Genomic DNA, 12,499 nt, shown 5'->3' with positions numbered 1-12,499 from the left:
TGCGCCGGGTCCGCCCGGGCTTACCCGAGCAATATCCGCTCTGCGCCGCGACGAGGAACAGCGCTGAGGCAAGCGGAAGGCACGGCTGGTCCCTAGCAGCGCCTTGACCAGCGAAGGCACCGTCGCAGCGATCCAGCCTTCCACGCTGGCCATGCCGGTTCGTTCCCGGTCACCCGCTCCACACCCCGGGGACCGCACGGTCGCGGCATCCCCTCGATGCCCCGGGGCTAGCGTGAGCCGCATGAGCGCGCGGTTCGAGGAGCTGGCCTGGAGCCCCTCCCCCATCGGCGAGGTCAGCCTCCGCCGCCGACGCGAGCCGACGACCGGGGTCGACGTGTACGAGGTCAAGCTCGGCGACGAGTTCCTCATGTCCTCCCTGTTCACCGTGGCCGAGGTCGAGGTCGCCCGGCTGGCGCTCGCGCGGCTGACCGGCGACCGGCTCGACGTCGTCGTCGGGGGGCTGGGGCTCGGCTACACCGCGCAGGCCGTGCTCGACGACGTCCGCGTCCGGGACCTCGTGGTCGTCGACCTGCTGCAGCCGGTCATCGCGTGGCACCAGCAGGGGCTGCTCCCCCTGGGTGGCGCCCTCTCCTCGGATCCGCGGTGCCGGCTGGTGCAGGGCGATTTCTTCGCGATGTCCGCCGACGCCGCCCTCGACCCGGCCGCGCCCGGCCGGCGGTTCGACGCCGTGATCGTGGACATCGACCACTCCCCCGGCGACCTGCTGGACGACGGGAACGCCCCGTTCTACCGCCCCGCCGGCATCGAGCGGCTGGCCGCGTCGCTCCGCCAGGGCGGCGTCTTCTCGCTCTGGTCGAACGACCCGCCCGACGCGGAGTACCTCGCCGCTCTCGCCGCGGTCTTCGTGGACGTCGAGGCGCAGGTGATCACCTTCCCCAACCCGCTCCAGGGCCGCCCCGCCACCAACACGGTCTACCTGGCCAGCGCGCGGGGATGAGCCGCGGCTGGGCCGCCGACGCTCCATGACGACTCGGTGACGGCCCGGCCGTAGGGGTGCACCACCGGGCCCCGACGGGCATAGGGCGAGCGACCACGACCGCCGTCCGAGGAGAGTCCCCATGCGTCGCTGGACGCTCGTCACCGCCCTCACCGTGCTCCTGACCGCGACAGCCTGCACCGCGAACGACGGCGAGGGTGACGTGCTCCCCGACGAGCAGGCGACGACCGACGGGCCGATCGTCCCGGTCGACCTGTCGGCCGACCTGGAGGATCCCGAGGGGAGCGTTCTCGGGACCGCGGAACTGAGCGACGACGTGCTCACCGACTTCGCGGAGCTCGAGGTGAAGGTCTCCGGCCTCACCGCCGGGTTCCACGGCATCCGCCTCTTCGAGGCCGACAGCTGCGCGGACCTCGCCTCGGCTCCCTCGGTCGTGCTGCCGCCGATGCTGGTCCTCGAGGACGGGGTCGGCAAGATCACCACGCTGGTCGGACAGGTGTCGCTGGACGAGCTCGTCGAGGGCGACGGCGTGACGGTCGTCCTCGACCAGGCCGTCCCTGGCGTCGCGGAGGTCGGGACGGGCTCGCAGCTCGCGTGCGGATCCTTCGAGCCCTGACCTCCGCCGGCGGGCCCGGCCGGCGCCGGAGCGGCGTCCGCCGTCGTCGCCGGAATGTTGCAGTCCGACGACACTCCGCCGCGGACAGGTGCACCCGAGCGGCCCGGGGTAGGCCCGCAGACGGTCAGCACGCGACGAACGGAGAGACCATGCCTGCACACCGCACGCCCGCGTCCCGCGGCTGGGCGGCCACCGCCGCCCTGCTCACCGCGGTGGCCCTGACCGCCTGCGGCGACGGCGAAGGCGACGACGACGGCAACGAGGTGATCGGCGGTTCGCCCGGGCTGAACGAACGCGTGACCGAGGACCTGGAGATCGCCGACCTCGTACTCGAGTACCCCGAGGACGGCCTGTACGAGGAAGGCGAGGACGTCACCCTCTTCGCGGCGCTGACCAACACCGGGAGCAGCGCCTACCAGCTGGTCGACGTGGTCGGCCCGGACTTCGCCGACGCCCGCCTGATCCCGCTCGACGGCGACTCCGGTTCGATCGAGATCCCCGAGGACGACAACGCCTACCTGCAGCCCGAGGGGCCGCCATCGGTGATCCTCGAGGACCTGGGCACCACGCTGCGCTCGTCGCAGTCCCTCGAGGTCACCTTCGTCTTCGAGGACGCCGAGGGTGAGCTCGGCGAGGTCACGCTGGACGCCCCCGTCGCGCCCGACCAAGACGACGACGACCCCGAGTTCGACGCGCCGCAGGACCCGTCGTCCGACGACTGATGCGGCGCATGCCCTCCACACGCTCCGACGACGCCACGCGCACGACGGGGCTCGGCCGCTTCGAGACCAGTGCCGTGCTGGGCTGGATCGCCGTCGTCGTCGGCGCGGTCCCGTTCCTCCTGCTGTGGCTGCTCGTGCAGCGCTCGTGGGCACCGCTGGCCTCGCTCGACGGCGACGTCGCCGCGGAGCTCAACGCGTGGGTCAGCCAGTCACCCCAGGCCGTGACGGTGCTGAGCGCGATCACGGACCTGGCCGGCACGTCCGCGGCGGTCCTGATCTTCAGCGCGATGACGATGTTCCTCCTCGTGCGCCGACAGCGGCGGCTCGCCGCCTTCACCGCGACCGCCGGCCTCGGACTCCCGCTGCTGGGGCCCCTCACCAAGGCGATCGTCGACCGAGCCCGGCCGGTGGTCGACGCACCCGTCGTCGACGTCCCGTCGAACGCCAGCTTCCCCAGCGGCCACTCCCTGACCGGCCTGGTGACCTTCGGGGTGCTGCTCCTGCTGGTCCTGCCCGTGGCGAGCCGCCGCGCCCGCCCGTGGCTCATCGCCGGGACCGTGCTGGTCGTGGTGGCCATCGGCTTCACCCGGCTGGCGCTCGGGGTCCACTTCGTCTCCGACGTCCTCGCCGGCTGGGCGCTGGGCGCGGCCTGGCTGGCCGTCACCGTCGCAGCGTTCCGTGTCTGGCAGCACCGGGAGGGCACGGACACCGACGAGCCCCTCGACCCCCTCGATGTCCCGCCTGACCAGGCCCCGCACCTGGACCACGCACCCGAACCCGTCCTCCCCGATGGGTGGGCCACCGTCACGCGCCTGCTCGCCTGGGCGGCTGCGCTGTTCGTGGTGCTCAGCGCCGTGGGGCTGCTGATCACCCGCGTGTTCATCGACAGCTGGCTGGTCCGCGCCGACCTCGACGTCGTGCGCTGGTTCGTCGACTTCCGGAGCGACGGCCTGACCACGGTGACGAAGGCCGTCGGTGCCCTCTCGGGCACCCCGGCCGTGATCGCGGTGTCGGTCTACCTGGCCGCCCTGGCGCTGGCGGTCACCTCGTCATGGCGTCCGGTGGTCTTCGTGGCCGTCGCGGTCCTCGGCGAGGTGTTCCTCTACTTCGTCATCGGTCTGGCGGTCGGCCGGATCCGGCCGGACGTGGCGGACCTGACCGCCGAGCTGCCCACCGGCGCGAGCTGGCCCTCCGGCCACGCGGCCGCCGCAGCCGCGGTCTACGGCGCCGTCGCCGCCGTCGTGCTGAGCTACAGCCGCGCCCGGTGGCGGCGGGCAGTGCTCGTGCTGCCGCTGCTCCTGTCCCCCGTGATCGGCGTGACCCGGATCTACGTGGCGGCCCACCACCCGACCGACGTCGTCGCCGGCCTGGTGCTCGGCGGGGTCTGGGTGTTCGTCTGTGCCCGTCTCCTGCTGCCCCGGACCGAAGACGAGACCGCCACCGTTGCGCGACCCGCACGACCAGCGGCCGTCCAGCGGACCGGATGAGGAAGGGCAGGACCGCCGCGGCCGTCGGCACGGCGCTGGTCGCCGGGGCGGTGGCGCGCCGGGTACGCGCCCGCGGCCTCGCCTCCCGGATGTCCGGATCCGGCCCGGCCGTGCACACCGACGACGGGGTTCGGCTGCACGTCGAGGTCCACGGTCCCGCCGATGCGCCGGTGACCGTCCTGTTCAGCCACGGGTTCGCCACCCGCTCGGCGGTGTACGACCAGCAGTGGACGGCGCTGCGCGGTCGTGCCCGGCTGGTCCGCTACGACCAGCGCGGCCACGGCGCCAGCGGGTGGGCCGGCGTCCGATCGGCCGGCGTGGACAGGCTGGGCCGTGACCTGGAGCAGGTCGTCGACGAGCTGGCCGGCGACACCCCCGTGGTGGTCGTCGGCCACTCCATGGGTGGCATGGCCGTGCTGGCGCTGGCCGGTCGGCGACCGGAGCTGTTCGGCACCCGGATCACCGGTGTGGCACTGCTGTCCACCCGCGCCGCGCCCCTTCCCGGCACCGGTTCCTCGTCCGGAGGGCAGGACCGGGTGCGGGCCGGGCTGGCCGCGGCCGGCGCATGGCTGCTCTGGCTCGTCGCACCCGCGATCGGCGCCGTGCAGCCGTTCCGGTCCAGGCCGGGCCGCCGCCTGCTCCGTCGGCAGCTGTTCACCGAGGCCGCCTCCGAGGACGACGTCCGCACCATGTCCCGCTGGTGGACCGAGACCCCGACCGGCGTGCTGACGGCCTACCTGACCAGCCTGGTCACCTACGACCAGCGGCCGGCGATCGATGCGCTGCGCGCCGTTCCCGTGCTCGTCCTCGCCGGCACCGCGGACAGGACCATCCCGCCCGACTCGGCGCCGCGCCTGGCTCGACAGCTCGGCGAACGCGCCCGGCTCGTCCTGGTCGACGGCGCCGGCCACATGGTGAACGTCACCCACGCGGCCACGGTCGACGCGGCGCTGGACGACCTGCTGTCCCGGTCGCAGCCGGAGCACTCCTCACGCTGACGCCGGAGGGCCGGCCGGGCCGTGGACCTCCGGGTCGGGGACGGCGCCGTGCTGGATGCCCAGGTGCCCGGCCTCCAGCTGAGCCGTCACGGCCAGCCCCAGCAGGATCGCGATGGCGGTCACCTGGGTCCAGAGCAGCAGAGCGATCACCCCCGTGAGCGGGCCATAGACGAGGCCGAACGAGCCGGACAGCTGCACGTAGGCCACCAGCACGCCGGTGAAGGCGAACCACAGCGTGGCGGCCAGCCCCGCGCCCAGGAGGAGCCACAGCCAGCCGGGCTGGTGGCGGCGCGGGGCCAGCCGGAGCATCGCCAGCAGCGCGAACACCACCATGCCCACACCCAGCGGTACCGCCACGGCCATCACCGTGTCGTCGTCCCAGCCGTACACCGACTCGACGGCCTCGCCGAACTCGGCGCCGGCCAGGAGCACCCCGGACCCCAGCATGGCGGGCAGCCCGGCGAGGAACACCAGGAGCAGTGCGCGTCCGTACTTGTGCGTGCTGGGCCGGTCCCGCTCGATGCCGTAGATGCGGTTGGCGCCGCGCTCGACCTGGCCCATGGCGGTGGTGAGTGTCGCGAGCGCGAAGGCGAGCCCCGACCAGAGCGCGAGTTGCGCTCCCTCGTCCCGCTCGAGGGTGGACCGGATGATCGCGTTGGATCCGCCGGGGGTCAGCTCGAGGAGCGTGAGGCGGAGGACCTCGCCGAGCTTCTTCGTCGCCAGGGCGCCGCTCAGGCCGACCGTCGCGATGACCAGCGGGATGAACGCCAGGCTGAGCTGCAGGGCGAGCGCCCGGGAGTGCGAGAAGCCGTCGCCGAAGCGGAACCGCGCGAAAGCCTCCCGCCAGAACGTCCACCGCGCGTTGCGCACCGCTCGCCAGGCGTCGGAGGCGGTGCGCTCACCCTCGTCGGACACCCGGACGACGGGCGCCGTCACCCTCCCGCCATCGCCATCGACAGCGGGCCGGACCCGCCGGCCCGGTGACCCGGCAGCTCCTCCGTCCGGGCGGAGGCATGCGGACGGCTGGTCACGCCTCCTGGATGCCCGGGAACGCGCGGCTCAATCGAAGCCCGGCGGCAGGCCGAGCTTCACGAACAACCCTGTGCCGAGGTCGAGGAAGCTGGAGATGTGGGCCACGCGCCCGCCCTCGATCTCCAGCACGTGCAGCCCCCACGGCTCGTGGCCCCCGCCCGCGCGGGGCCGGTACTGCGCCACCGCCGGGGTTCCGTTCGCCGAGGTGAGGAACACCCGCGAACCACGGCACTCCGCGCCCGGGCCCTGCATCCAGGTACCGATGTCCGCCGCGCCGCGGAGCCACATCTCGAAAGGGGGCATGTGCTGCGTGGCGTCGTCGTGCAGCAGCTGCACGAAGGCCTCGATGTCGTAGCGCTCGAACGCGTCCAGGTAGCGGGCGAGCAACGCGCGGTCCTCGTCGTCGAGCGTGCGCGGAGCCGGTCGGCCGTCGAGGTCGGCCAGCGTGGCGCGTGCCCGCTGCAGCGCGCTGTTGACCGACGCCACCGTCGAGTCCAGCAGCGTCGCGACCTCGTCGGCCTTCCAGCGCAGCACCTCGCGCAGGATCAGCACCGCGCGCTGCCGCGGCGGCAGGTGCTGCAGCGCGGCGACGAAGGCCAGCCGGATCGACTCGCGGGCCACCGCCTGCTCGGCGGGGTCGCCGTCCTCGGGGAGCACCTGGCGGTCGAGCACCGGCTCGATCCACGCCGTCATCGGCCGACGGCCGGCCAGCGACGCCGGGACCGGCGGGTACGGGTCACCCGCCAGGTCCATCGGCAGGGCCCGTCGCTGCCGGCCGCTGAGCTGGTCGAGGCACACGTTGGTCGCGATGCGGTACAGCCAGGACCGCAGCGCGGAGCGACCCTCGAAGGCGGCCAGCCCCCGCCAGGCACGGACCATCGTCTCCTGCACGGCGTCCTCGGCGTCGAACGCCGAACCGAGCATGCGGTAGCAGTAGCCGGTGAGCTCGCGGCGGTGCTCGAGGAGCCGCGGGTCGAGCTGGTCGGTCGGGCCGAGAGCCACGCTGGTCACGAACGAACCACTCCTCCGGTCGGTGTGGGCGCAAGCACACCACACCCTGCCGACAGTTCGGGAGGGCCGAACGCCTGGTCCCCCGACGGAGGTCCCCTACTGGTAGGTGACCAGGTCCGGCCGGGGGACGACCTGCTCGATCGTCTGCTGCGGGGTCAGCATCGGGAGGTCCTCGTCGTAGAAATTCTTCCAGCCCCAGGTGAGCTCCGGCTGGGCGCCGCGGTGCAGGACCTCCCAGGTGGACTGCTTGGCCCCCTGCCCACCCTGGCCGTCGGCGTGGATCATGATCGCCAGCTCGTCGCGGGACATGTCGAGGAACTCGCGGCCGGGGAGCATGTCGACCCGGAACTGGTGGAGCACCAGCAGCTTCTGCGGCAGTGCGTTCTCCCGCGTGAGGTCGGCCAGCCAGGTGACCACGCGGTTGACCTCCTCGACGCCTACCGAGCCGATCTGGGTCAGGTGCACCTCGTTCGGACCGAGCCGCCACTCCGGGTCCAACGCCAGCCCGACGTGCGGCAGCTCGAGCAGCGGGCGGTAGAGCTCGGCCTGGGTGACGAAGTCGGTGCGGCCCGGCTGGAGGTCGAGGACCACGTAGACGCCCGCGGCACCCGCGGCCTCGACCCACGGCCGCAGCATCTCGATGTCGGCCTCGTTGGAGTAGTCGCCGTCCGCGCCCGCCTCCGTCGAGGCGACGGTCGCGATGATCTCGAAGGCAGGCACGACCGGGACGTCGACGAAGGGGTCGTACGCGGCGGCGTGGTCGCGCGCCCGCTGGATCGCGGCCTCGAGGGGCTGCTCGCCCAGCACGCCCAGCGAGCCGGTCCCCGGATGGCCGTAGAGGGCGATCAGCATCCGGCCCGGGAACAGCAGCTGCCCACCGCCGGGCAGCTGGGTGCCCGTGGCCGCCGTCTCCACCTTCCAGTCCAGCCCCTGCTCCGCGGCGAACCCGGCGCCGAGCGCGATCACGGCGTCCGCGCCCTCGGCCGCGAGCGCCTCGACCATGCCGGCCGAGGCACGGGGGTCGGTGCTCCCGTCGGTGGGTTGCACGAGTGCCCCGGCGGCGCGGGACGTGGCCACGGCGGCAGGTGAAGCGTCGGTCCCGGCGAGCACGACCGCGCCGTCGAGCGGATCGGCGCGCGGGAACTCCGGCAGCGGGTCGACGTCCGGTGCGTCCTGGGTCGCGGCGGCGGTCGCGTCCGCGTCCGTCGCGTCGGCGTCCTCGGCCTCCAGGGCGGCGGGACCCTCCGGGTCGAGCCCGGCCACCGCGGCCACGTCCCCGTCCGCCGCCACGGTCTGCGCCTCGTCGAGCGCCAGGCCGGTCGCCTCGGCGACCGCCTCGGCGTCGGCCGGCACGACCAGCACCTCGGGACCGTCGTCGGAGTCCTCACCCGTTCCGGGTCCGTCGGCCTCGCCCACGGCCAGCACCGTCTCGGCCCCGAGCCGGTCCAGCTCCTCGGCCAGCTCCGCGTCGTCGCCGCGCGCGGCTTCGACCAGCATCGGAACACCCAGCCCGACCGCCGCGGAGGCGGCCAGGAGCATGCCGGCCCGGTCGTCGGCGCGGGCGAGCACCGCGACCGGGGAGCTCTCGAACAGCGCGCGACTCGTGCTCACCGCCTGCGCCGCCGGGTCCTCGTCGGCGACCAGTGTCAGGCGGGCGTCGGGGGCCGCCACGACCGGCGCCGAGACCTCCTCCGACGCCGACGATCCGCCATCGCTACCCGAGCCTGTCCCCGAGTCGTCGTCTCCTGAACTGGTGCAGCCGCTCACCAACAGGGCGAGGGCTGCGGGCACGGCTGCCGCACGAGAGCGCACGATCCTCCTCCAGATCCGCCGCAGCACGCCGAAGGAAGATGCGACGGCGCCGGCGCGGATCCGATGCTACGGGCCCCGGCGCGGCCGGGGCGCGCCCCCGACGGGCGCTTCACGGGTCGCGGCCCGCTCAGCCCCGGCCCAGCGCCCGCTCCACGTTCTCCACCATGCGCGCGAGGACCAGCACGGTCCGCTCGTACTCCTGGCGCGAGAGGCCGTCGGCGGTGTGCCGGCGCACCCGGCCGACTGCTCGCGAGACGCGGTCGTGCGCGGCGGCGCCCTCGGCGGTCAGGTGCAGGGAACCGGCGACGGTGCGGTCCACCCAGCCCCGCGCGGCCAGGTCGGCGAGGATCGTGCCCGCATCGCCGGGGAAGTCCGCCAGGGCGGTGACGACGTCGGCCTCGCGGTCCGTGCCGCCGGCCAGCGAGTGCAGCACCTGCCAGTGCCGGCGGGTCAGCCCCTCCCCGGCGACGACGGAGTCGAGCGCCTCCTCGAGCAGGGTGTCCAGTCGCTTGACCCACCAGCCGATCGGCCGTTCGTCGTCCATCCGCGCATCCTGGGCACCGGATCGCGGCTCGACAACCCGTTGGCGCCCCGACTCACCCGCCCGGTAGACACGTGCCGTGCCCGACGACCTCGCCGCCCAGCTCCGCCCGATCACCGCCGAGGAGTGGCCGCGCTTCATCCGCGCGATGTACGACGTCTTCGGGGACGAGCCCAGCGGGCGGTACGTCGACACCCCGTCGCCGTGGGCCGAGCTCGACCGGTCCCTCGCCCTGTGGGACGGCGACCGCGTGGTGGCGACGGCGGGGCTCTACAGCCGCCAGCTCACCGTGCCCGGCGCCGTCGTCCCCTGCGCAGGGGTCACCTGGATCACCGTCGCCCCCACCCACCGGCGGCGCGGCGTCCTCACCGCGATCATGCGCCGCCAGCTCGACGAGCTCCGGGCCGCCGAACGCGAACCTGTCGCGGCGCTGTGGGCCGCGGAGTCATCGATCTACGGCCGGTTCGGCTACGCGCCGGCCACCCGGCGCGGCGGCTGGACCGGCCGCACCGAACGGCTGCGCCTGCGCCCCGACGTCCCCTCCGGCACCGGGGCGGTCCGGCCGGTCGGCCCGGCCCGGTTCCGCGCCGCCGCCCTCGGCCTGCACGACCAGCTGCGGCGCTGGGTGCCCGGCAACCTCGCCCGCGACGAGGCCTGGTGGGACCGGTTCATGCTGGACGAGCCCGACGAGCGCCGGGGCTGGTCGGCCCAGCACCTGCTGCTGCACACCGAGGACGACGGCACGCCGACCGGCTACGCGACCTACCGGCGCAAGTCCGAGTGGAGCGACAGCAGCGAGCCCGAGGGAAAGCTGTCGGTCGGCGAGGTGCGGGCCGCGACGCCGGCGGCGTACGCCGCCCTGTGGCGGTACCTGCTGTCGGTCGACCTCGTGCGCACCCTCCAGGCGTCGACGGCCTCCGAGGACGACCCGCTGCGCCACCTGCTGGTCGACGCCCGGGCGCTGCACGCCCACCCGGTCGACGCCCTGTGGGTGCGCATCGTGGACGTCGGCCGGGCGCTGTCCGCCCGCCGGTACCCCGCACCCCTCGACATGGTGTTCGAGGTGCGCGACGAGTTCTGCCCGGAGAACACCGGGCGCTGGCACCTGTGGGGCCATCCGGCCGGCGCCTTCTGCGACCGCACCGACCGGGACCCCGACATCGTCCTGGGCATCGAGGAGCTGTCCGCGGCCTACCTCGGCGGGGTCTCGCTCGCGACGCTGCAGGGCGCCGGACGCGTGCACGAGGTGAGCCCGGGAGCGGTCGTCCAGGCCTCGACGGGCTTCGGCTGGCCGGTCACCCCGTGGTGCCCCGACGAGTTCTAGGGGAGAGATCCCCGGGGCGGACGGGCTCAGGGGTGCTGCTGCGGCCCCGTCGGCTGACCGCCGGCCGGACGGTGCCGGTCGCGCTCGTAGTCGCTGATCAGGCCGATCCGCCGGATGTGCCGCTCGTCGCCGCTGAAGGGCGTGCGCAGGAACTCCAGCACCAGCTCGGTGGCCTCCTCGACGCTGTGCTGCCGGGCGCCGACGGAGACGACGTTGGCGTCGTTGTGCTCCCGCGCCAGCTGGGCGGTCGCGGTGTTCCAGACCAGCGCGGCGCGGACGCCGGGCACCTTGTTGGCGGCGATCTGCTCGCCGTTGCCCGAGCCGCCGATGACGACGCCGAGCGACCCCGGCTCGGTCACGGTCCGCTCCCCCACCTCGAGGCAGAAGGGCGGGTAGTCGTCCTGGGCGTCGTACTCGAACGCCCCGCAGTCGACGGGCTCGTGCCCGGCCTCGGTGAGCGCCCGCTTGAGGTGCTCCTTGAACTCGAGGCCGGCGTGGTCGGTACCGACGAAGACGCGCATGGCGAGAAGTTTGACAGGCTGCCCGCATGGCGGTGCTCGGGGTCGACGGCTGGCGGGGCCGCTGGGTGGGCGCCCTGCTGACCGGCCGCACGGTGGAGCTGCTGGCACTGGACGACATGGGAGCCGTCCTCGCCGTCCCGGACGTGGACCTCATCGCCATCGACATGCCGATCGGGCTGTCGGACGACGGCGTACGTGACTGCGACGTCGCCGCCAAGAAGCTGCTCGGGCCGGCCGGGAGCTCGGTGTTCCAGACGCCGGTCAGGGCGGTGCGGGAAGCGCAGGACTACGCCGACGCCCGAGACATCTCCCGTGCCCACACGGACCCCCCCACGCGCACCGTCCGCGCAGGCGTTCCAGCTGGTCAAGGCGATCGGGCAGCTGGACGACGCACTGGGTGACCCGCCGTCCGACCGGGTCGTGGAGGTCCATCCGGAACTGGCGTTCCGGGAGCTGTCCGGGCATGCGGTCACCGATCCGAAGGTCACCGCCCGCGGCACGATGCAGCGGCTCTCCGCTCTGTCCGCGGTGATGGACGTCGAGGACGCGCTCACGAACGCGCCGCGGCTGGTGCCCATGATCGACGCGTTGGACGCGTGCGCGGCGGCGTGGTCGGCCGCGCGCATCCAGGGGGCCGCGGCGAGTGCGTCGGCGATGGCGCGGTGGACAGCCGCGGCCGCCCGATGCGGATCTGCTGGTGATGCTCAGGAACCGGTGACGCGGCGGAGGATCGAGAGCGGGAGCACGCGCAGCAGCCCGGCGACCGGGCGCCACGGCCACTCGGGCACGTAGCCGCGCACCGGCTCGCGCTCGACCACGTCGACGAGCGCGTCCACGCCCTTGTCCAGCCCGACGGTCAGGGGCCCGCGTCGTCCCTCGTTGATGTCGGTCGCGATGTACCCGGGCAGCACCGTGGAGACGACGATCTGCGAGCCGTACACATCGGAGCGGATACCCTCGGCCAGCGAGTTCAGCGCGGCCTTGCTGGCGCCGTAGGCCGTCCGGCTGCCAGGCATCCCGCGGACCGAGGCCACCGACGAGATCAGCACCAGGTGCCCGGCGCCCTGCCTGCGGAACAGCTCCATCGCCGCCTCGCACTGCGCGTGCGAGCCGAGCACGTTGGTGTGCAGGACGGCGCGGTTGCCGGCCGGGCCGCCGGTGCCCACGGACCGCCCCGCGCCGATGCCCGCGTTCACGATCACGCGGTCGAAGCCACCCAGCCGGTCGGCCAGGTCGCTGAAGGCGGTGTCCACCGAGTCCGCGTCGTCGACGTCCATCGCGGCGACCTCGACGCGGATGCCGGGGTGCGCCGCGCGCAACTCGGCCTGCAGCGCCTCGAGCCGGTCGACACGGCGGGCGCACAGGGCGAGGTCACGGCCCATCGCGGCGAAGCGGCGGGCCATGCCCTCGCCGAGGCCGGCGCTGGCACCGGAGATGAAGATCCGCTGACGGACGGGGTGCGGCATCCCACCAGGAT

The 12,499-nt window shown here is 74.0% G+C and carries 14 protein-coding genes; 8 read left to right on the top strand and 6 right to left on the bottom strand.

Features of this window, described 5'->3' with window-relative positions; genetic code table 11:
• The first annotated feature begins 241 nt into the window (after nt 1–241).
• The 5 genes from RM425_RS08290 (at nt 242) to RM425_RS08270 (ending at nt 4,781) form a co-directional block, all read left to right on the top strand.
• Nucleotides 242–958, top strand: coding sequence for a spermidine synthase (locus tag RM425_RS08290; RefSeq protein WP_311344722.1), 717 nt, complete (start codon nt 242–244; stop codon nt 956–958).
• A gap of 121 nt (nt 959–1,079) precedes the next feature.
• On the top strand, nt 1,080–1,574 hold the full coding sequence (locus tag RM425_RS08285) for a hypothetical protein (protein ID WP_311344721.1): 495 nt from the start codon (nt 1,080–1,082) through the stop codon (nt 1,572–1,574).
• A gap of 149 nt (nt 1,575–1,723) precedes the next feature.
• Entirely contained in the window at nt 1,724–2,296 is a 573-nt protein-coding gene (locus tag RM425_RS08280) for a copper chaperone PCu(A)C (RefSeq protein ID WP_311344720.1), read from the top strand.
• Between the two features lie 8 nt (nt 2,297–2,304).
• Nucleotides 2,305–3,783 carry a phosphatase PAP2 family protein gene (locus RM425_RS08275; protein WP_311344719.1) on the top strand — a complete coding sequence of 493 codons (1,479 nt, stop codon included), beginning with the start codon at nt 2,305–2,307 and terminating at the stop codon, nt 3,781–3,783.
• Complete coding sequence (locus RM425_RS08270) at nt 3,780–4,781, top strand: alpha/beta fold hydrolase (RefSeq protein ID WP_311344718.1); 1,002 nt, start codon at nt 3,780–3,782, stop codon at nt 4,779–4,781. The genes RM425_RS08275 and RM425_RS08270 overlap by 4 nt, the downstream gene beginning before the upstream one ends.
• Here RM425_RS08270 and RM425_RS08265 read toward each other — a convergent pair.
• The 4 genes from RM425_RS08265 to RM425_RS08250 all read right to left on the bottom strand — a co-directional run bounded on the left by RM425_RS08265 (nt 4,773) and on the right by RM425_RS08250 (nt 9,180).
• Entirely contained in the window at nt 4,773–5,717 is a 945-nt protein-coding gene (locus RM425_RS08265) for a YihY/virulence factor BrkB family protein (RefSeq protein ID WP_311344717.1), read from the bottom strand. The genes RM425_RS08270 and RM425_RS08265 overlap by 9 nt on opposite strands.
• 123 nt (nt 5,718–5,840) lie before the next feature.
• Entirely contained in the window at nt 5,841–6,824 is a 984-nt protein-coding gene (locus RM425_RS08260; RefSeq protein ID WP_311344716.1) for a sigma-70 family RNA polymerase sigma factor, read from the bottom strand.
• A gap of 96 nt (nt 6,825–6,920) precedes the next feature.
• A complete protein-coding gene (locus RM425_RS08255; RefSeq protein WP_311344715.1) occupies nt 6,921–8,495 on the bottom strand; it encodes a hypothetical protein in 1,575 nt (524 codons plus the stop codon).
• A gap of 268 nt (nt 8,496–8,763) precedes the next feature.
• Nucleotides 8,764–9,180 (bottom strand): MarR family winged helix-turn-helix transcriptional regulator, encoded by a 417-nt coding sequence (locus RM425_RS08250; protein WP_311344714.1) that lies wholly within the window; start codon nt 9,178–9,180, stop codon nt 8,764–8,766.
• A 76-nt stretch (nt 9,181–9,256) separates the two neighbouring features.
• Here RM425_RS08250 and RM425_RS08245 point away from each other — a divergent pair, with 76 nt between their 5' ends.
• Nucleotides 9,257–10,501 (top strand): GNAT family N-acetyltransferase, encoded by a 1,245-nt coding sequence (locus RM425_RS08245; protein WP_311344713.1) that lies wholly within the window; start codon nt 9,257–9,259, stop codon nt 10,499–10,501.
• A 26-nt stretch (nt 10,502–10,527) separates the two neighbouring features.
• On the opposite strand, the gene RM425_RS08240 is transcribed toward RM425_RS08245, so the two are convergent.
• Nucleotides 10,528–11,022, bottom strand: a complete 495-nt coding sequence (locus RM425_RS08240; RefSeq protein WP_311344712.1) for a ribose-5-phosphate isomerase — start codon at nt 11,020–11,022, stop codon at nt 10,528–10,530.
• A 26-nt stretch (nt 11,023–11,048) separates the two neighbouring features.
• Here RM425_RS08240 and RM425_RS08235 point away from each other — a divergent pair, with 26 nt between their 5' ends.
• Together RM425_RS08235 and RM425_RS08230 are read left to right on the top strand one after the other, a co-directional pair.
• Nucleotides 11,049–11,423 (top strand): DUF429 domain-containing protein, encoded by a 375-nt coding sequence (locus RM425_RS08235; protein ID WP_311344711.1) that lies wholly within the window; start codon nt 11,049–11,051, stop codon nt 11,421–11,423.
• Nucleotides 11,335–11,814, top strand: a complete 480-nt coding sequence (locus RM425_RS08230; RefSeq protein ID WP_311344710.1) for a DUF429 domain-containing protein — start codon at nt 11,335–11,337, stop codon at nt 11,812–11,814. The genes RM425_RS08235 and RM425_RS08230 overlap by 89 nt, the downstream gene beginning before the upstream one ends.
• On the opposite strand, the gene RM425_RS08225 is transcribed toward RM425_RS08230, so the two are convergent.
• Nucleotides 11,727–12,499, bottom strand: a 773-nt coding sequence (locus RM425_RS08225; RefSeq protein ID WP_311344709.1) for an SDR family oxidoreductase, incomplete at its 5' end; no start/stop codon positions are given. The genes RM425_RS08230 and RM425_RS08225 overlap by 88 nt on opposite strands.

Source organism: Blastococcus goldschmidtiae (assembly GCF_031845325.1).
Classification (GTDB): domain Bacteria; phylum Actinomycetota; class Actinomycetes; order Mycobacteriales; family Geodermatophilaceae; genus Blastococcus; species Blastococcus goldschmidtiae.
This window is presented reverse-complemented; position numbering and strand designations above follow the sequence as displayed.